Below are 20967 nucleotides of genomic sequence, written 5' to 3'. Positions count from 1 at the left end.
TGAAGTCATGAGAATTCTTATTCTTTTTTGTTTTTATGAGGTGAGATCTAGGTGTGGGACGTTCCTCAGGTTTCCAGAACGTCGTCCATGAAATCGATGATTCCCTGCTCGACATAGTCTTTGATTGTGCTGTAATTGTGGATCTCGTGGCGGTAGCCGGAGTAAACTTCGGTGCGCACTGCGTGTCCGGTCTCGCACAGCCAGTTGCTGACTTCATAAATGCCTTTTCCGTATTCGCCAACCGGGTCCTGATCTCCGCCGATGTTGTAGATTGGAAGCTCCTTTGGAATCTGGGATGCCCAGTCGGTTCCCTCGATGGAGGTCATCATCTGGGTAAAGTAGAGCAGGGCACGGTTGCTCGTCGGTTTCGTGAACGCGTCAAACGGATCTTCTGCGTGATCTTTCTGGACATATGGATCAGCGCAGATCCACTCATTTCCGATCGAGACTTCACCACAGCGCTCGCACATCCAGCCGAGGAGACCGGCAGAGAATGCAGGATCGGATTCCTCTCCGTGTCCTTCTGCGACCACTTTCTCGAGTGCTTTCTGAGCCTCGCGTGCCCTGCGGAAAATTCCGGTTGTTCCGCAGATCGTAGCTCCGGCAAGTTCACTGCCATAGTGAGCCATGTAGTCACGTGTGATAAAGGACCCCATGCTGTGTCCGAAGAGGAAATAGGGCAGATCCGGGTATTTCTCGCAGACAAGGTTGTGGAGGGTGTGTTCATCCTCCATCATCGTGTGGAACCCCTTGTCGCCCCAGTCACCCCAGATTCCGCTGACCATCGCAGTCTTTCCGTGACCGACATGATCGTCGGCAGATACGATGTAGCCTGCGTCGAGAAAGGCAGAGATCATATGAATGTATCGTCTCGAATGTTCTCCGAATCCGTGGATCAGCTGAACAATTCCCTTCGGCTTGGTTGCGGGAACGTAGATCCAGCCCTGCACATAGTCACGCTCATTGTAAGAAAGAAAACTCACTTCATGTAACATCGCAATACCTCCTTCATCAATCAATCAAATAAAACAACCCCCGAAATACATCGTCAGAAATATCTCGTCATCTGAATGTATCTTTGTATAAATTATACAGCTAATATGCCAACAAATCAATTATTGACAGCTTTTTGACGGAAATAAAAAACAGACTTCAGGAATGAAGGAAGGTGAGATCAAACCTGAAGTCTGTCAGAGACTTTTTATCTGTTTCAATTATAGATGCTAGATCATATTTCGATGATAAATCGTATTTCAATTACAAATAGGATTTCGATGATAAATGATGTTTCGTTTCAGTTGCTGCTCATCCGATAATCCTATTCAGCGTCTTTGTCGTCTTCTTCTGTATTCTTGGTGTCCTCACCGGTCACATACTCGACGGCATCCTCGGCGTCCTCATCTGCCGATGTTCCGGACTTCTTGATCTCTTCAGCGAGGTGGTCGGTGACCGTCTCCGTCACATCTGCGGTGTGCTCGATCGCGTCGGTGGCGCTGTCCGCAACATCGACAACGAGATCTTCTGCCTTCTCCGTGGCAGACTCAGCGAGATCCTCAGCCTTCTCGACTGCGGTCTCCGCAAATTCCTTGACCTTCTCAGCCGTGTCGCCTGCCTTGATGATGATATCCTCAGCGGTATCGCCGGCAACTTCCTCGACCGTCTCCTTGACTTCGCTTGCAGTGGATTTGGCAGCGGAAGCAGTGTCGGAAGCGACACCGACGGCATCTCTTGCCGTATCAGTTACAATCGTAGCGACATCGCGAACCACATTGCGGGCAGCGCTCGCAGCATCCTTCGTGGCATTGATCATATCGCCGGCAGCTACAAGAAACTCATCCTTGTCTGCATGAAGGGATACATAATTACGGCTCATCGTGCTGTCCGGAACCGGGGTATCCTCCTCATCATCTTCAAAATCATGAAAATCTTTGTCCAGTTCCTTATTGAAGGAATGATACTTCTTTAAGTAAGAAATTCCTGCTGCTGCGGCACCGGCAACAGCAGTGAGAGCCATCAGCTTTCCTAATCCTTTTTTTGACATACCCGTTCTCCTTTCTGCGGCCGGACTGCTGGTTCCACATAAAAATGAAATAATTTCCGAGATTATAAACCGAAACTATTTTCTGAAATCTCTGAATTCGATGGAAAATATGCAGTGGTTTCGTACTTTCAGCCGTCTTTAAAGAATATTGTAATACGAATATGGGAAAAAAGAAAGGGGACAACGATAAAAAATTTATAAAATTAGCACTCAACTATTGACAGTGCTAACAATGCGTGGTATAAATGGTATTGTGAATCGAAAGAGAGATCGAAGCAAGATCTCATGAATGAAAAAGCAGCGAAAAATAAGGAGGAATCATCCATGAAGTTAGTACCATTATTTGATCGTGTTGTATTAAAACAGCTTGTAGCAGAGGAGACGACAAAGTCCGGTATCGTACTTCCGGGTCAGGCAAAAGAGAAACCACAGCAGGCTGAGGTTGTTGCAGTTGGTCCTGGCGGTGTGGTTGATGGCAAAGAAGTTGCAATGCAGGTTAAGGTTGGCGACAAGGTAATCTACTCCAAGTACTCAGGCACTGAGGTTGAGCTGGATGATGAGAAGTATGTTGTTGTAAAGCAGAACGACATTCTGGCTGTTATCGAGTAATTAGAAATAGAAATTAGGGAGATTCGATTTGAATTTCAGATCGAATTGCCAGGTTTATGTTAGATTTGATTTTATTTCCAGCTTTGTTTCCGAATTTTGCGGAAGCGGGATAAAAAGATGGATCATATTGGAGGAATGAAATTATGGCAAAGCAGATTAAATATGGCGTAGATGCCAGAAAAGCTCTGGAAGCAGGTGTGAATCAGTTAGCAGATACCGTTCGTGTGACGATCGGACCGAAGGGACGCAACGTTGTTCTTGACAAGTCTTTCGGCGCTCCGCTGATCACCAACGATGGTGTGACGATCGCAAAGGAGATTGAGCTGGAAGATCCGTTTGAGAACATGGGTGCACAGCTGGTAAAGGAAGTTGCAACCAAGACCAACGATGTCGCTGGTGATGGTACCACGACCGCAACCGTTCTGGCACAGGCTATGATCAATGAGGGAATGAAGAATCTGGCAGCAGGTGCAAACCCAATCGTTTTAAGAAAGGGTATGAAGAAGGCAACTGAGGCTGCTGTTGAGGCAATCCAGAAGATGAGCCAGCCGATCGAAGGTCGTCCGAGCATCGCAAGAGTAGCAGCAATCTCCGCAGCAGATGATGCAGTTGGTGAGATGGTAGCAGATGCAATGGAGAAGGTTTCCAAGGATGGCGTTATCACCATCGAGGAGTCCAAGACCATGAAGACCGAGCTGGATCTTGTAGAAGGTATGCAGTTTGACCGTGGTTATATCTCTGCTTACATGTGCACCGATATGGATAAAATGGAAGCAGTTCTGGACGATCCGTACATCCTGATTACCGATAAGAAGATTTCCAACATTCAGGAGATCCTGCCGATTCTGGAGAAGATCGTACAGTCCGGTTCTAAGCTGTTGATCGTTGCTGAGGATATCGAGGGCGAGGCACTGACCACCCTGATCGTCAACAAGCTGAGAGGAACCTTCTCCGTAGTAGGTGTCAAGGCACCGGGTTACGGCGACAGAAGAAAAGAGATGCTGAAGGATCTCGCAATCCTGACCGGTGGACAGGTAATTTCCGAGGAGCTTGGTCTGGAACTGAAGGATACGACAATGGAACAGCTTGGTCGTGCAAAGTCTGTTAAGGTACAGAAAGAGAACACGATCATCGTTGACGGCTGTGGCAATAAGGATGATATCTCCGCAAGAGTTGCTCAGATCCGCGCACAGATCGGCGAGACCACTTCTGAGTTCGATAAGGAGAAATTACAGGAGAGACTGGCTAAGCTGGCAGGCGGCGTAGCAGTCATCCGTGTAGGTGCTGCAACCGAGACTGAGATGAAGGAAGCAAAGCTCCGTATGGAGGATGCTCTGTCTGCTGCAAGAGCAGCTGTTGAGGAAGGCATCATCGCTGGTGGTGGTTCCGCATACATCCACGCAATCGAGATGATCAAGGATCAGGTTGAGGCTCTTGAGGGCGATGAGAAGACCGGTGGTAAGATCATCCTGAAGGCACTGGAGGCTCCGCTGTTCCACATTGCAGCAAACGCAGGTCTGGAAGGCTCCGTTATCATCAACAAGGTAAAAGAGTCTCCGGTAGGAACTGGTTTTGATGCATACAAAGAGGAGTATGTAGATATGATTAAGGCAGGTATTCTGGATCCGGCAAAGGTAACCAGAAGCGCACTGCAGAATGCTACGAGCGTAGCATCTACCCTGTTGACAACTGAATCCGTAGTTGCTAATATTAAAGAAGAAACCCCTGCAATGCCGGCAGGTGGCGGTATGGGCGGAATGATGTAATACAGGGCAGAGCCAGAACAAAAGCTGTCTAATAGGGAGAGCTGCCAGGATTTAGTCCGGCAGTTCTCCTTTTTTTGTTTCATGAGATTTTTTATTCATTTCTATGGAGGATTTATTCCATAAAAAGATCTTTCCAAACAAAAAACATTCCGCACAAGAATCGCGATCTTTAAAAGATAAAGAAAAAGGCAAATAACTTTAAGAAAGGAGTTCGCTTCCTATGAACGAATCCTACGCAGAACATCTCATTTCGAGAAAAAGTCCATTCTATGCACCAATCCTTACAATTGTGCTTGGGTTGTGTACGGCAGTTTCCGTTTTTTTTGCCATGACGACGGGCGTGCTCGCCGTGATTCTCATGTTTGGATTTGGCTTTCTTACCTATCTCTGTCACAGAAATACCCATGTTGAATATGAATATTTATACGTTGACAAGATGCTCTCGATCGACATCATCCTCGGCAAATCCAAGAGAAAAAAAGGATATGAGTGCACGATGGATGAGATCCAGGTGATCGCGCCGGAGGGCTCGGATCGCCTGAATAATTATGGAACGATACAAAAGACGCTCGATTACACCTCTCACGACGGAAAGACAAAGCCGTATGTGGCGATTGTCGAGTCGAGTGGAACGACGATCAAGCTGATTTTTGAACCGGATGAGAAGATGCTTAAGTGCTTCCGCCAGACGGCTCCGCAGAAGACATTTTTACAGTAATTGATCTGCTCTGAGAGAACAGGATACCGGTATTATATTGCTTCAAGTTGACGCTTGCGCAGAATTGGCGCGTGATACCGGTCAGTGGGCTGTCTGGATTTATAAGAAGATTTTAAATTATTTATAAGAAACAGAAAATTGCGAATAATCAAACATTTTAGACAAAAAGAATTCGCTCAATTCTGATGAAAAAAAAGATTTGACAATCAGAAAGTTTTTTGTTAGACTAGGTAACTAATAACACGGAGTAAGCATCTCCTTACTGGGTACAGGAACGTTGCTTACCCTGAAAAAAACGAAAGAAAGAGAGGAAATGATAATGGGTACAATTATTGGTGACGGCATTACATTTGATGACGTTCTTCTCGTACCATCTTATTCACAGGTTATCCCGAATCAGGTAGATCTGACGACTTACCTGACCAAGAAAATCAAGCTGAATATTCCGCTGATGAGTGCTGGTATGGATACAGTTACGGAGCACCGCATGGCGATCGCTATGGCACGTCAGGGAGGTATCGGCATTATACACAAAAATATGTCGATTGAAGCTCAGGCGGAAGAAGTCGATAAGGTAAAGAGATCTGAGAACGGTGTCATCACAGACCCATTTTTCCTTTCTCCGGAGCACACACTCAAGGATGCAGATGAGCTGATGGGCAAGTTCCGCATCTCCGGTGTTCCGATCACAGAAGGACGTAAGCTGGTGGGAATCATCACCAACCGTGATCTGAAGTTCGAGGAGGATTTCAGCAAGAAGATTCGTGAGTGCATGACTTCCAAGAATCTTGTAACTGCAAAGGAAGGCATTACTCTGATGGAGGCAAAGCGCATCCTTGCAAAGGCAAGAGTTGAGAAACTGCCGATCGTCGATGATGATTTCAACCTCAAGGGTCTGATCACGATCAAGGATATTGAGAAGCAGATCAAGTATCCGCTGTCTGCAAAGGATGCACAGGGTCGTCTGCTCTGCGGAGCTGCACTCGGCATCACCGCAAATGTTCTCGACCGCGTAGAGGCTCTGATGAAGGCACACGTTGACGTAGTTGTGCTTGACTCCGCTCACGGTCATTCTCAGAACGTTTTGAACTGCGTTCGCATGATCAAGGAGAAATATCCGGATCTTCAGGTTATCGCAGGAAACGTTGCAACTGGCGAAGCAACCAAGGCTCTGATCGAGGCTGGTGTAGACGCAGTTAAGGTTGGTATCGGACCTGGTTCCATCTGTACGACCCGTGTCGTTGCAGGTATCGGTGTTCCGCAGATCACCGCTGTTATGGACTGCTACGCAGTTGCAAAGGAATATGGAATCCCGATCATCGCAGATGGAGGAATCAAGTACTCCGGAGACATCACGAAGGCGATTGCAGCCGGCGGTAATGTCTGCATGATGGGTAGCCTGTTCGCAGGTTGCGACGAGAGCCCGGGCTCTTTTGAGCTGTATCAGGGAAGAAAATACAAAGTATACCGTGGCATGGGTTCGATCGCAGCAATGGAGAATGGCAGTAAGGACCGTTACTTCCAGTCCGACGCAAAGAAGCTCGTTCCGGAAGGCGTTGAGGGACGTGTTGCATACAAGGGTATGGTAGAGGATACCGTATTCCAGATGCTTGGTGGTCTTCGCGCAGGAATGGGATACTGCGGAGCAAAGGATATCCCGACTCTTCAGGAGACCGGTAAGTTCGTGAAGATCTCTGCCGCAGCTCTGAGAGAGAGCCATCCGCATGATATTCACATCACAAAAGAGGCTCCGAACTATAGCGTAGATGAATAAAGTTTTGAATGAAAAAGATACCGTCGTGTTTGACACGGCGGTATCTTTTTTTTCTTTTTTATGTTATACTGTCCACGAAGGTTATTGTTCAGATGCAGGCACTTATGAAACTGAAAGTGCCGTAAGATAACATGGTGGTAAAAAATAGAAAAATCAGGAGAGGATAATATTTTATGGAAAGAATGAATTGCGGAATGCGTTGCCACGACCTGTGCGCAAAGGCAGATATCGATACGGTACTTGATACGGTGAAGGAGAATGGAATTCATCAGATTCAGCTCGCATTCGGAAAGTCGATTTCGGGATTTGATTTTGCACCTGGTCATTATTCCCCGGGAATGGCACACATGATTGCCGAGAAGTTAAAGGAGCGCGACATCCATGTGGCAGTGCTTGGCTGTTACATCAATCCGATTCATCCGGACAGGGAAGTGCGTCAGGCTTCGATCGCAAAATTTATTGAGCATCTGAAATACGCAAAGATCATCGGTGCAGATCTTGTCGGAACGGAGACCGGACGTTACAGCCGAGATTTCTCTGTTGTTCCGGAGACCTACACCGAGGAGAGCTATCAGATTTTCCTCGATACGATGGGACAGATTGTCCGCGCGGCAGAGAAACTCGGTGCGACTGTCGGCGTCGAAGCTGTTCACGATCACACGCTCTGCACTCCGGATAAAATGCGCCGTTTCCTCGATGACATCGATTCTCCGAATGTGGAGGCGATTCTCGATCCGGTAAACTTAATCAGTGCAGAGAACTACAAGGAACAGGATGCTGTGATTGCGCGTGCTCTTGAGCTTTACGGTGACCGCGTGAGCATGCTCCACATCAAGGATTTCCGCATGGAGAACGGCGAGCCGGAGTTTGAGCATGTCGGAGATGGTCTCTTCCATTATCAGCCGATTCTCTCGTGGCTCAAGAAGGAAAAACCGTATGTGACGATGCTTTTGGAGAATTCCAACAAGGAGCGCTATCACAGTGATGTCGCTTTCCTGAAAAAGATTTACGATGAGGCTTAAGTGCCAAGTGCATCACAACAAAAAATGTTGCTGTTTGCAAGGCGTGTGAACACTAACACAGGAATGGAATTTGATGCAATTTTCGGACTCATCCACTGGCGCAGACCCTGCAATTATGATATACTTTAATACGATCTAAAAAATAAAGGATGAATTATGCTGAACGAGGACAAGATTAAACTGATGACGGGAATTTCTTTCTTTGAAAAACGAGAGGGAAAGCACATTTGTCCCGCTAACCGGTACTTCATGAGCGACTACATCAGCAGTCGGATGTTACACGCATTCTTTTCGTATACCTTCTGTTACTTCCTGGTGGCGGTGATCTGGATGCTTTACAGCATGGAGTCGCTTCTCGATACGGCAAGCCTGGATCTTGTGATGAAGCATGTGCGCAGTGCCTGTGTGTTTTATGTGATCGGGCTTGTTGGATATCTGGCGATTGCCGTTCATGTCGCGAAGAGCCGGTATGAGTATGCTCGGCGCGGAATGAAGGTATATGTTGCAAAACTGAGACGTCTGGAGAAACGGTATGAGTTTCAGAGCCGGACGAAAGAACTGACGAAGGAGGGTAGCCGACATGATGATGCTACTACTCGAACTTAAAGAACGGCTGAAGGCATTTTATGGAGGATATGCGACGCTGACAGACGGGATTGTGAAGTTCGTCTTTACGCTGACAGCGCTGATCCTGCTGAATCAGAATATCGGATTTCAGACGCAGTTAAAAGAAATCTGGGTTACCCCGCTTCTTGCACTGCTCGGCGCGTTTCTGCCTTATGGGGCAATCAGCCTTCTGATGGCGGGAGTGATGCTTGCGCATATTTATGCAGTGTCTTTGGAGATTATGCTTTTGACGACGGCGATTCTCGTGATCATCGCACTGCTGTACTATGGATTCCAGCCGGGAGACAGTTTCTGGCTGGTTCTGACACCGATGGCGATTCTCTTAAAGATTCCGCTTGCAGTTCCTCTGCTTGCGGGTCTTTCGGGAAGTCTGCTTGCGATTATTCCAGTCAGCTGTGGCGTCATGATTTCCTATATTCTGCTGTATGTGAAGCAGAATGCGGGAGTGCTTACGAATGATGCCTCCGTGGATCTTGCACAGAAGTATGTGCAGATCATCCGGGCATTGATGGGAAACCGTGAGATATTTGTGATGATGGGCGCCTGTGCGGTGGGAATTCTGGTTGTCTATCTGATTCGGAATCGCTCTGTGAATTATGCATGGATGCTTGCAATCATGTTTGGGACGATCGCACAGCTGACTGTTGTGTTTGCGGGAGATTATCTCTTCAATGTCTCATTTCCGATCGGAGAGATCGTGATCGGGACATTGATTTCGATTTTTCTCGCATTGATTTATCATTTTTTTGTATTCTCGGTCGATTACACGAGAACCGAGTATACGCATTTTGAAGACGATGACTACGTTTACTATGTGAAGGCAGTGCCGAAGCTGACGGTCTCTCAGCCGGAGATCCGGGTTCAGCGGATGAACAATCCGGGGAGAAAACACCGGATACGCCGTGAGGAGATAGAACGGGAGTAGAACCCGTTACCGTTTGTGCAGAGCATGAACGGTAACGAGTGAGCGGAACGGACTGCACAGATAAAATAGGACGGGGAAAGAGAGGCATAGATATGGCGGGCATGATCCAGAATCTGGGAGCGGCTTTTGACGGTGCGCGGTCCTGGCTCTCCTTCTTGCCAAGGATTTCAATATCAAGTTTGGCAGAGATCATTATTCTTGGAATCCTGGTGTATTATGCACTGCTGTGGTTCAAGAGCACACGGGCATGGTATCTGCTGAGAGGCATCGCCATGATTCTGATTTTTGTACTTCTGGCAGCTTTGTTCCATTTTGATACAATCCTATGGCTCATGGAGAGGACAGGAAGTATTGCTGTGATGGCGCTGGTAATTATCTTCCAGCCGGAGATGAGAAAGGCGCTCGAACAGCTTGGAAGCAAGAATCTGATTTCTGAGTGGTTTTCCTTTGATGACGGCAAGGAGAACACCGGATTCACCGACCGGACGGTCAATGAGATCGTGAAGGCGACATTTGAGATGGCGAAGGTGAAGACAGGTGCGCTGATCGTAATTGAGCGCAACATGCCACTCAAGGAGATCGAGCGAACCGGAATCGAGATCAACGGAGTGGTCAGCAGTCAGCTTCTGATCAATATTTTTGAACACAATACTCCGCTTCACGACGGAGCTGTGATTGTCCGGGGCAACCGGGTGGCGGCGGCGACCTGTTATCTGCCACTCTCCGACAACATGGAGATCAGCAAGGATCTCGGAACACGCCATCGTGCGGCAGTCGGAATCAGTGAGGTGACAGACAGCATCACAGTTGTTGTATCGGAGGAGACAGGAAGAGTCTCCCTCGTTGAGGCAGGCTCCCTGCGACACATTCCGGACGCTGAGACCTTGCGTGTCTCGCTCGCAGGAATGGAGGAGCGGACAGACACCGGAACCAACCGGTTTATGATTTGGAAGGGAAAACGTAAGAATGAAAGAAAAACTAATAAATAATCTCGGTTTAAAAATTCTTTCGATCTTTGTGGCGTTTTTTGTCTGGCTGGTGGTAATGAATGTGTCCAATCCGATGGTTGATGACAGCAAAGAGGTGCCTTTAGAGATCAAGAATGAGCAGGTGCTGACCTCTGCGGGAAGAACGTATGAGATCAGCGGAAAAAATACGGTGACCGTCCGATATGAGACGCACACGAGAGATTCCTATCGGGTTCAGGCTTCTGATTTTCGCGCCTACATCGATCTGGCAGATCTCTACGATGTGACCGGATCGGTTCCGGTCAATATTGAGATCGTCAACAACAAAAGCCTGATTTACAGTGCTGAGGCGCGACCGGGCGTTGTTCGCGTTGTGACGGAGGAACTTCAGTCAAAACCGTTTGACATTCAGGTTCGGGAGATTGGAACGGAGATGGACGGTTACGCGATCAGCGAGGTCAAGCTCTCCCCGTCGAAAGTGACACTCGAGGGACCGGTTTCTCAGGTTGGACTGATCAGCCGGGTCGGTGTAGAGATCGACAAAACCGGACTCAGCGCAGACCGCAAGGGAACCGCGAAGCTCGTCTTTTACGATGCAAACGGCAATTCGCTGATGGACAGCGGAAAGATCGACCGGATTCAGGTCGACTCCCCGGAGGTTGAATATCAGCTGACCGTCGACAAGGTAAAAGAACTTCAACTGGATTTTGAGGTGACAGGAAGCGCGGGAACCGGATACCAGTATGTCGGAGTGACGAGCAGTGTCAAGAACGTCAAGGTCAACGGATCGAAAGATACTCTTGCTGATCTGACGAAGATCACGATTCCGGCGACAGAACTCGATGTGAGCGGAGCGACTGCGGATAAGGTGGTCACGATCAACCTGACTTCTTATCTTCCGGAAGGTGTGACGCTTGCCGAGTCGGAGAGTCCAACCGTGGAAGTACGCCTGAGAGTCGAGAAGTTGATCAACCGCACAATCATGCTGACGGAGAGCGACATTTCACTCACCGGACAGTCTGACAATATGACTTATCGCCTGAATCCGACCCAGATCGATGTGACGATTCAGGGTCTTGCAGAAAATATCAATGGCGTTGTGGCATCCCAGCTCGGAGCTTCCCTGAATCTTTCGGGAATGACAGCGGGAAGCAACCGCGGAGTTTTAAAGTTTGCGGACAGCAGTGCGTATCGGATTGTCTCTTACACGGTATTTACAGTGGAGGTCTCCTCCCAGGCTCCGGTGATGATTATCGGAACTTCCCCGGCGGAGACGGAGAGTGCGGAGACGGGGTCACCGACGGGCGGACAGAATGAGACGGCAGAATCATCCGGAGTTGCGACGGAGAGCAGTGCCCAGGATTGATGAAAACAGATAGAATCATGGATGAAATTGATAAAAGAGAAAGAGGAACACAGCAGTGATAAGCAGAAACGTTACGATTAAAAATGCGTCTGGTCTGCATCTGCGTCCGACAGGGATGCTCTGCAACGAGGCGATTCGATACAAATCTTCGATAAAATTCAAGTCTGGAAATGGAAATGAGACAAATGCAAAGAGTGTGCTCAGCGTTTTGGGGGCATGCGTCAAATGTGGAGATCAGATTGAGTTTGTCTGTGACGGACCGGACGAGGAAGAGGCGATGGAAGCGATGATTCGCCTCGTCGAGAGCGGTTTAGGGGAATAAAAAGACCGCCGGTTTCGCCGGATTTTTAAGGCTTTATTTTATAGGTTTTTTATCTTTGCGTGTATCTCCGGGGGGAGAAAAGCTGAGTGTGGTCGCAGAGGAACAAAAGAAACATTCAGAACCTCATTCCGATGGAGTTTCACATATAAAATAAAAGGTTTAATTAATAAGGAGGAAAAAGGTATGTTTAAGGGAACAAATGCATCTTCCGGAATCGGTATCGGAAAAGCAGTGATTGTGGAAGAGGCAGAGTTAGTCATCAAGAGAGAGGCTGTCGCAGACAAGACCGCAGAGGTTGAGCGTTTTAAGGGGGCGCTTGACAAGACAATGAAGGATACGGAGCGCATGGCAGCAGATTTGGCTACGAGAGTAGGGGAGAAAGAAGCCGAGATTATGCAGGGTCATCTGATGCTTCTGATGGACCCGATGCTGACCGGGGAGATCGAGAATACGATCACCGGCGAGGGCATTTGCAGTGAGTATGCGATTGAGCAGGTCTGCACAACTTATGCAGATATGTTCGCTTCCATGGATGATGAGCTGATGCAGCAGCGTGCAACCGATATGCGCGACATCAAGACCCGTATGCAGAGAGTTCTTCTCGGTGTCGAGTCTGTGGACATCTCCGCACTTCCGGAGGGAAGCATTCTCGTCGCAAAGGATCTGACTCCGTCGATGACCGCAGGCATCAACCCGAAGCATGTGACGGGTATTGTGACCGAGCTTGGCGGAAAGACTTCCCACAGCGCAATTCTTGCGCGCGCACTGGAGATTCCGGCAGTTGTTGCAGTTACAGACTTTTTGAAGAAGGTGGCAAATGGCGATACCGTTGTTCTCGACGGTTCTGAGGGCGTTGTTTATGTGAACCCGACTGCAGAGGTGGAGCAGGAGTACAGCGCAAAGCGCGAGAAATTCCTGAAGGAAAAGAAAGAACTTGAGCAGTACATCGGAAAGCCGACCGTGACGAAGGATGGTGTGACGATCGAGCTTGTCGCAAACATCGGAAAGCCGGAGGATGTCGAGAAGGTTTTACAGTACGACGCAGAGGGTATCGGTCTGTTCCGTACCGAGTTCCTTTTCATGGACCGCGTCGCAATGCCGACCGAGGAGGAGCAGTTTGAGGCTTATAAGACCGTCGCAGAGAAGATGGAGGGCAAGCCGGTTATCATTCGTACCCTCGACATCGGCGGTGACAAGGAGATCCCGTATATGGGTCTTGAGAAGGATGAGAACCCATTCTTAGGCTACCGTGCAATCCGTTTCTGCTTAGACAGAAAGGATGACGTTTACCGCCCACAGTTGAGAGCACTCCTGCGAGCAAGTGCTTACGGAAATATCCGCATCATGATCCCGATGGTGACCTGTCTTGACGAGTACCGCGAGGCAAAGGCTCTGATCGAGGAGATCAAGAAGGAGTTGGACGGCGAGGGAATCGCTTACAAGAAGGATATTCAGGTTGGCATCATGGTTGAGACCGCAGCCGCTTCCCTGATGGCAGATGCATTTGCGAAGGAAGTAGACTTCTTCAGCATTGGAACGAACGATCTGACGCAGTACACGATGTCCGTAGACCGCGGAAATGACAAGGTATCCTATCTCTACTCTCCGTTAAATCCGGCGGTTCTGCGCAGTATCAAGCGCGTCATCACCTGCGCAAGAGAGGCTGGCATCATGGTCGGCATGTGCGGTGAGGCGGCGAGCGATCCGATGATGATTCCGCTTCTGCTGGCATTTGGTCTGAATGAGTTCAGCATGAGTGCATCTGCAATCCTGTATTCGAGAAAGCTGATCACGAATTACAGCATCGAGGAACTTCAGGCAGTCGCAGATAAGGCGATGAGCTTTGTGACGGTGAAAGAAGTTGAGGATTACATGCGGGCATTTATTGGATAAGTGAGACAAGGAGAGTCCGCAGATGCGGGCTCTCTTTCTACACGTCCCATTATGCGACGAAGATGGCTGGACACCAACACAGCGAAAGAAAAATACATACAAACAAGATGGGATGGAAGAGGAAACGATGATAGTTTATTTGATTTGTTACGTTGTCAGTTTTATTCTGGCGAGATTTGGAATTTATCTGCTGTCCGGAGCAGTAATGATTGGATCGGCGTGTTGGCTGTACTATTCGGAGTACCGAAAGACGCGGAACCTGATTCATCTGCGTGCGCTCTTCTCGCTTTTCTGGGTGGGAGGCGAGGGTATCGCGTGCCTGAAGTTAAGCAGGCTTCAGACAGACTGGTCGGTGATGACATGGATCTGTCTCGCACTTGCCTACATCGGATTCTGGGTAGTCTTTGAGATTCTGACCCAGATTTACGGCTCCGGTCACGACCACTACGGACGCTGGAGAGGATACACCGGAAACCCGGCACCGGTCTTTCACATGATCTGCGGACTGACCGTAGTTTCTGCGCTGGCATTTGCGAGTGAGGCAGTTGTTCTCGGATATGTGCCGTTTCTGGTTCGCGGTGTTCCGCATGCATACTCAGAGTTTCATCTGACTGGTATTCACTACATCACAGTATCGTGTGTGCTCATCCCCTCTCTGACCGTTTTGTATTTTCATATGGCGAGAGGACGTGAGAGCAGTCGGTGTGCAGTGACGGCGATTGTGATGACGCTGATCTCTCTGTTGATTCCGATTCTCTGTGTCTCCAGATTTCAGTTTATTTTTGCGGTGGTGCTGGCGACGTTTACCTATATCTCGCTTCAGAAGCTCTTTCAGCCTGAGTATCTCCTGATCCTGTTTGTGGTGATCATTCCGGTATATCTGATTTTGACTGTGGCGAGAAGTCATGATGTCGTTTACTTAAACGGCATTTTTGAGATGAAATGGGAGCACATGCCGATTTTCATCACCCAGCCGTACATGTACATTGCAAACAACTATGACAATTTCAACTGTCTGGTGGAATCTCTGACAACTCATTCCATGGGAATGAAGGGACTGTTTCCGCTTTGGGCACTGACGGGACTCAAATTTTTCTTCCCGCAGTTGATTAATTTCCCGATTTTTGTGGATAAGAAGGAACTGACAACGCTGACGATGTTTTACGATGCCTACTATGACTTCGGATGGATCGGAGTGCTGGTTTTCTCCTGCCTGCTGGGATTTGTCGCCTATCTGCTTGTTGTGAAACTGCGAGAGATGCACAATCCGATGGGGTATCTGCTTTATGCACAGATGGGGGCTTATCTGATGTTATCGTTTTTTACCACCTGGTTTTCCAATACAACGACCTGGTTTTATCTGATTGTAACGGGAATTCTGGCGGTTTATTATCATATCAGCGAACACCGGCGATAAAGACAAAATAAAAGAAATGAAAAGAAATACGCAGGAATGGGCGCGGGAAGGAGAATATATTATGATGATTTCTGAGAAAATGAAACCACTTGTGGCAAATAATTCGGTGATCCGAGTTATGTTTGAGGAGGGCAAACGTCTGGCATCCATTTATGGAGCCGAGAATGTTTATGATTTCAGTCTGGGAAATCCGAACGTTCCAGCACCGAAAGAGGTGAATGAGGCGATTGTGGAGACCCTGATGGAGGAGGAATCGACGTTTGTTCACGGTTACATGAGCAATGCCGGTTATGAGGATGTGCGTGCGACGATTGCCGATTCTCTGAATCAGCGCTTCGGCACTGCATTTCACCAGAATAACATTCTGATGACAGTCGGCGCGGCGAGTGGTCTGAATGTGATCTTAAAAACGATTCTGAATCCGGGCGATCAGGTTATTGCGTTTGCCCCGTATTTCGTGGAGTACGGCGGATATGTCAGAAACTACGACGGAGAGCTCGTTGTCGTTTCCCCGAATACCGTTGACTTCCAGCCGAACCTTGACGAGTTCGTCGAGAAGATCAACGAGAAGACGAAGGCAGTTATCATCAACACGCCGAACAACCCGACCGGTGTCGTTTACTCCGATGCAACCCTGACCAGACTTGGTGAGATCCTCAGAGAGAAGGAAAAAGAGTTTGGAACCGAGATTGTGCTGATCTCCGATGAGCCGTACCGCGAGCTCGCATACGATGGTGTGGAAGTGCCGTATGTGACGAAATACTATGCAAATACCGTTGTCTGCTATTCTTACAGCAAGTCCCTGTCCCTTCCGGGTGAGCGAATCGGTTATCTTGTGATTCCGGATGAGATGAAAGACAGCGCAGAGGTCTTCACCGCTGCAACGATCGCAAACCGTGTAAACGGCTGTGTCAATGCGCCGTCGCTGATGCAAAGAGTTATCAAGCGTTGCATTGAGAAGGGAGCAAGTGTCAATCTTGAGGCCTATGACCGCAACCGCAATCGTCTCTACGAGGGACTGCGCGAGTGTGGATTTACCTGCATCAAACCGGAGGGTGCTTTCTACCTGTTTGTGAAGTCCCCGATTCCGGATGAGAAAGAATTCTGTGCAACCGCTCAGAAGTACAACCTTCTGCTCGTTCCGGGAAGCTCGTTTGCATGTCCGGGGTATGTGCGCATCGCGTACTGCGTATCCTATGAGCAGATCGAGCGCTCAATGCCGGCATTTGAGAAACTGGCACAGGAATATAAGCTGAAATAAGGAGTATAAGCGAAAGTAAGCGAAAATAAGCAAAAGTAAGCCGTGAGAATGGCACTGTAAAAATAGAACTGTAAAAATAGAGTTGTGGCAACAGAGCTGTATGAACAGGGCTATGAGAACAGGACTGTGACAACAGGGCTGTAAGGTCAGAACTGTGAGAGCAGATAGATAATAAATGCGATAGGCGAGATGTAAAAAAGATGTGAGCCGACAGGAGGAGAACAGAAGATGAAAGCTTGGGAGAAAAATATACGAAAAGTAGTTCCTTATGTTCCGGGAGAACAGCCGAAGGGAGATCGCCTGATCAAACTGAATACGAATGAGAATCCTTATCCGCCAGCACCGGGCGTACAGAAAGCAATGAGAGAGATGGATTATGACCGCTTCCGTAAATATCCGGACCCGGCAGTTACCGATCTCGTGCATGCTCTTGCAGAGTATTACGACCTTGGAGATGATCAGATTTTTGTCGGTGTGGGTTCTGACGATGTGATTGCAATGGCATTTATGACCTTTTTCAATTCAGAAAAGCCGGTGCTTTTCCCGGATGTCAGCTATTCGTTTTACAAGGTGTGGGCGGATCTGTTCCAGATTCCGTTTGAGACACCGGCTCTGGATGAGGATTTTCGGATTCGTCCGGAGGACTACTATCGTGAGAATGGCGGTGTGATCTTCCCGAACCCGAATGCACCGACGGGACTGCTTCTGTCGCTGGACGCAGTGGAAGATATTTTGAAGCACAATCAGGATGTCGTTGTGATTGTGGATGAGGCTTACGTTGATTTCGGCGGGGAGAGCGCAAGAACGTTACTCGACAGGTATGAAAATCTGCTTGTCGTGCAGACATTCAGCAAATCCCGCTCAATGGCAGGAATGAGAATCGGTTTTGCGATGGGTCATCCGGATCTGATCAAGGCGCTGAACGATGTGAAGTATTCCTACAATTCTTATACAATGAACATGCCGTCCCAGATTCTCGGTGTGGAAGCTGTGAAGGATGATGCATACTTCAAGGAGACACTCGCAAAGATCATCGATACGAGAGAGTGGTCGAAGCTGAAACTTCGCGAACTCGGATTTTCCTTCCCGGATTCCAAGTCAAACTTCATTTTTGCGACACATGAGCGCGTGCCGGCAGAGAAGATTTTTGAGGCGCTGAAGGCGGAGCAGATCTATGTGCGCTACTTCAAACAGCCGAGACTCGACAATTATCTGCGAATCACGATCGGCACAAGAGAAGAGATGGAAGCACTGTTTGCATTTCTTGGAGAGTTTTTGGCTATTGCACACTAGAAAGGTATAACTCAGAGTGGATGCGCAGGAAAAGATTGAGAGAAGGTGGCAGAATGGAAGACTGGAAGAAGAAATATCTCAGACTGATTTTAAATCTTACAATTCCGATTGTGGAGATTCTGGCAGTCTGTCTGCTGGGTCCCAGACTTTTAAAGTTTTTTTTGCCCTTTGTGATCGGGTGGATCATTGCGCTTATTGCAAATCCGCTTGTGAAATTTTTGGAGCGGAGAGTGCGACTTGTTCGCCGTCACAGTTCCGTGTTGATTGTGATAGCCGTACTTGCGCTGATTATCGGGCTTGGATATGGGATTATTTCCTGGCTTGTGATGCAGGCGATTGATCTCGGAAAACATTTGCCGGAGCTGTATCGACAGGCAGTTGAGGAAGCAAATGCGATTACTCTGCGATTTGCTCATGTATTTGCGCTTCTTCCTGATAATATACAGGATTCGTGGCAGGAATTTACCGGAAATGTGGGCGCGACGCTCAGCATTCTCGTTCAGAAAATGGCATCTCCGACTGTGGAAGTGGCAGGAAACGTCGCGATGAAGATTCCGAATATTCTCGTGAGTGTGATCATGACGATTCTCTCCGCCTATTTTTTTATTGCAGAGCAGGAAAAGGTCATTGATTTCTGGAAAAAGTATATCCCAGAGGGCGGAAGTCGTTATTGGAATCATTTGAAAGAAGAAACGAAACGGCTGATTGGCGGATATTTTCTCGCACAGTTTAAGATCATGTTTGTTGTTGCCGTGATTCTTGCAGTGGGATTTCTCGTGCTCGGCGTGCACTATGCAGTTCTACTTGGAATTCTGATCGCAATTCTTGATTTTCTTCCATTGTTTGGAACGGGAACGGTGCTGATTCCGTGGGCGATCATCAAATTACTTGCGGGCGAGTATGCGCTGGCGATGGGTTTTGCCTTGCTCTATGTGCTGACTCAGGTTGTGCGCCAGATTGTACAGCCGAAGATTGTCGGCGACACGATGGGATTTCCTCCTCTGATGACGCTCGTGTTTCTATATCTGGGATTTAAGTTTCGCGGAATTTCCGGAATGATTCTTGCAGTCCCGATCGGAATTCTGATTATGAATCTTTACAAGTTTGGCGCATTTGATGAGATGATTGCGAGTGCAAAGACGTTGATGAAGGAGATTCAGAGATTTCGGAAATCCGGTAAAGAAAAGTGAGGGCAATTGTTTGTGATGAATTAAGTTATTGGAACAAGCCTTAAGATCGCATTATCATCAACGTATCTATCATGTAAAGTTAGAGTGATTTATGATGGAGCATGAATTTGAAGCGTTGCTACCACTGTATCATACGGCATTTTCAGCTCAGAAAATGCCTACCCGTGTACGGTAACAGTTATAATAACGAGAACGAAGTATAAATGAGAATCCCTCTTGTATCCGCGGGATAAATTATGTATAATGTTTGGGAGAGCAGAATCCGGATGCGGTGTATCATGGCAGATTCTGCTTGTCGCAACAAAAGAGCTATATGTTAAGCAACAAACAGTAGTAAAGTAGTAAATGAGAAAATGCCGGGCGTTTTGACGACCGGACAAATACCAGGAGGAAGACAACTCGTGAACAGAGAGAAAATCATTGTGATCGATTTTGGTGGCCAGTACAATCAGTTAGTGGCACGCCGGGTCCGGGAATGTAATGTGTACTGTGAAATTTATTCCTACAAGACCAGCATCGAGAAAATTAAAGAGATGAACCCGAAGGGCATTATCCTTACCGGTGGTCCGAACAGTTGCTATGAGGAAGGTGCAGCAACTTGCAGCAAGGAACTGTTTGAACTTGGAGTTCCGGTTCTGGGACTGTGCTACGGCGCACAGCTGATGATGCATGTTCTTGGCGGACATGTATGCAAGGCTCCTGTTCGTGAGTATGGAAAGATCGAAGTGACCGTAGATCAGAGCAGTGCTCTGTTTGGTGATGTTTCCGAGAAGACGATCTGCTGGATGAGCCACAACGATTACATCGAGGAGAAAGCACCGGGATTTAAGATCATCGCTCATACCCCGGACTGCCCGGTAGCAGCTGCGGAGTGTGCAGAGAAGAATCTGTATGCAATCCAGTTCCATCCGGAGGTTCTTCACACCGTAGAGGGAACAAAGATGCTGTCCAACTTCGTATACAAAGTCTGCGGATGTGCAGGCGACTGGAAGATGGATCACTTCGTTGAGCATACCGTAAAGGCTCTGCGCGAGAAGGTAGGCGACGGAAAGGTGCTTTGTGCGCTCTCCGGTGGTGTAGACTCCTCCGTTGCAGCGGTTATGCTGGCAAAGGCAGTCGGCGATCAGCTGACTTGTGTATTCGTAGATCACGGCCTTCTGCGCAAGAACGAGGGCGATGAGGTAGAGGAAGTATTTGGACCGAACGGTCCGTACAAGCTGAACTTCATCCGTGTCAACGCACAGGATCGTTTCTATGCAAAGCTCAAAGGCGTAGAGGAGCCGGAGCACAAGCGTAAGATCATCGGTGAAGAGTTCATCCGTGTCTTCGAGGAAGAGGCAAAGAAAATCGGAAAGGTAGATTTTCTTGTTCAGGGAACGATTTACCCGGACGTTGTAGAAAGTGGACTGGGCGGAGAATCCGCAGTCATCAAGTCCCACCACAATGTCGGAGGACTTCCTGACTATGTTGATTTCAAGGAGATCATCGAGCCGTTACGCGACCTGTTCAAGGATGAGGTTCGTAAGGCAGGACTGGAGCTTGGCATTCCGGAGAAACTTGTTTACCGTCAGCCGTTCCCGGGTCCGGGTCTTGGAATCCGTATCATCGGCGAGGTAACCGCTGAGAAGGTAAAGATGGTTCAGGAAGCAGATGCGATTTACCGCGAGGAGATTGCAAAGGCAGGACTTGACCGCGGAATCGGTCAGTACTTTGCAGCCCTGACCAATATGCGTTCCGTAGGCGTTATGGGCGATGAGAGAACCTATGATTACGCC

General features: G+C 48.2%; 18 protein-coding genes. 16 read left to right on the top strand and 2 right to left on the bottom strand.

Going from position 1 to position 20967, the window contains the following annotated elements; all coding sequences use genetic code 11:
• Positions 1-65 precede the first annotated feature (65 nt).
• Positions 66-995 (bottom strand): alpha/beta fold hydrolase, encoded by a 930-nt coding sequence (locus AC4EVX_RS03335; protein ID WP_490159557.1) that lies wholly within the window; start codon positions 993-995, stop codon positions 66-68.
• 323 nt (positions 996-1318) lie between these two features.
• Positions 1319-2041 carry a hypothetical protein gene (locus AC4EVX_RS03330; RefSeq protein ID WP_490159556.1) on the bottom strand — a complete coding sequence of 241 codons (723 nt, stop codon included), beginning with the start codon at positions 2039-2041 and terminating at the stop codon, positions 1319-1321.
• A gap of 324 nt (positions 2042-2365) precedes the next feature.
• Here AC4EVX_RS03330 and AC4EVX_RS03325 point away from each other — a divergent pair, with 324 nt between their 5' ends.
• From AC4EVX_RS03325 to guaA, 16 genes are all read left to right on the top strand, one after another.
• Positions 2366-2650, top strand: a complete 285-nt coding sequence (locus AC4EVX_RS03325) for a co-chaperone GroES (RefSeq protein ID WP_308451111.1) — start codon at positions 2366-2368, stop codon at positions 2648-2650.
• Positions 2651-2793: 143 nt separating this feature from the next.
• Positions 2794-4416: a chaperonin GroEL gene (gene groL, locus AC4EVX_RS03320; RefSeq protein ID WP_308451110.1), complete on the top strand. Its 1623-nt coding sequence runs from the start codon at positions 2794-2796 to the stop codon at positions 4414-4416.
• A gap of 220 nt (positions 4417-4636) precedes the next feature.
• Entirely contained in the window at positions 4637-5134 is a 498-nt protein-coding gene (locus AC4EVX_RS03315; protein ID WP_490159555.1) for a DUF6106 family protein, read from the top strand.
• A gap of 319 nt (positions 5135-5453) precedes the next feature.
• Entirely contained in the window at positions 5454-6908 is a 1455-nt protein-coding gene (gene guaB / locus AC4EVX_RS03310) for an IMP dehydrogenase (protein WP_432628895.1), read from the top strand.
• 173 nt (positions 6909-7081) lie between these two features.
• Positions 7082-7930 (top strand): sugar phosphate isomerase/epimerase family protein, encoded by an 849-nt coding sequence (locus tag AC4EVX_RS03305; protein ID WP_308451107.1) that lies wholly within the window; start codon positions 7082-7084, stop codon positions 7928-7930.
• 156 nt (positions 7931-8086) lie between these two features.
• Positions 8087-8536, top strand: a complete 450-nt coding sequence (locus AC4EVX_RS03300) for a hypothetical protein (protein WP_490159554.1) — start codon at positions 8087-8089, stop codon at positions 8534-8536.
• Positions 8514-9482 (top strand): ABC transporter permease, encoded by a 969-nt coding sequence (locus AC4EVX_RS03295; RefSeq protein WP_490159623.1) that lies wholly within the window; start codon positions 8514-8516, stop codon positions 9480-9482. The genes AC4EVX_RS03300 and AC4EVX_RS03295 overlap by 23 nt, the downstream gene beginning before the upstream one ends.
• Before the next feature lie 101 nt (positions 9483-9583).
• Positions 9584-10471, top strand: a complete 888-nt coding sequence (gene cdaA / locus AC4EVX_RS03290; protein WP_490159622.1) for a diadenylate cyclase CdaA — start codon at positions 9584-9586, stop codon at positions 10469-10471.
• Entirely contained in the window at positions 10449-11816 is a 1368-nt protein-coding gene (locus tag AC4EVX_RS03285) for a CdaR family protein (RefSeq protein WP_490159553.1), read from the top strand. Before cdaA ends, AC4EVX_RS03285 begins: the two co-directional genes overlap by 23 nt.
• A 55-nt stretch (positions 11817-11871) precedes the next feature.
• Entirely contained in the window at positions 11872-12138 is a 267-nt protein-coding gene (locus AC4EVX_RS03280; RefSeq protein WP_308451103.1) for an HPr family phosphocarrier protein, read from the top strand.
• Between the two features lie 183 nt (positions 12139-12321).
• Entirely contained in the window at positions 12322-14031 is a 1710-nt protein-coding gene (gene ptsP / locus AC4EVX_RS03275) for a phosphoenolpyruvate--protein phosphotransferase (RefSeq protein ID WP_490159552.1), read from the top strand.
• Between the two features lie 127 nt (positions 14032-14158).
• Entirely contained in the window at positions 14159-15448 is a 1290-nt protein-coding gene (locus tag AC4EVX_RS03270; RefSeq protein ID WP_490159551.1) for an O-antigen polymerase, read from the top strand.
• Positions 15449-15512: 64 nt separating this feature from the next.
• A complete protein-coding gene (locus AC4EVX_RS03265) occupies positions 15513-16709 on the top strand; it encodes a pyridoxal phosphate-dependent aminotransferase (protein WP_490159621.1) in 1197 nt (398 codons plus the stop codon).
• Between the two features lie 228 nt (positions 16710-16937).
• Positions 16938-18002, top strand: a complete 1065-nt coding sequence (hisC, locus tag AC4EVX_RS03260; protein WP_490159550.1) for a histidinol-phosphate transaminase — start codon at positions 16938-16940, stop codon at positions 18000-18002.
• 53 nt (positions 18003-18055) lie between these two features.
• Positions 18056-19192 (top strand): sporulation integral membrane protein YtvI, encoded by a 1137-nt coding sequence (gene ytvI / locus AC4EVX_RS03255; RefSeq protein WP_490159549.1) that lies wholly within the window; start codon positions 18056-18058, stop codon positions 19190-19192.
• Positions 19193-19593: 401 nt separating this feature from the next.
• On the top strand, positions 19594-20967 hold a 1374-nt coding region (gene guaA / locus AC4EVX_RS03250; RefSeq protein WP_490159548.1), incomplete at its 3' end, for a glutamine-hydrolyzing GMP synthase.

The organism is Brotaphodocola sp. (assembly GCF_983179755.1).
Note: the sequence above shows the minus strand (reverse complement) of the source record. Positions and strands in the feature narration are given on the sequence as shown.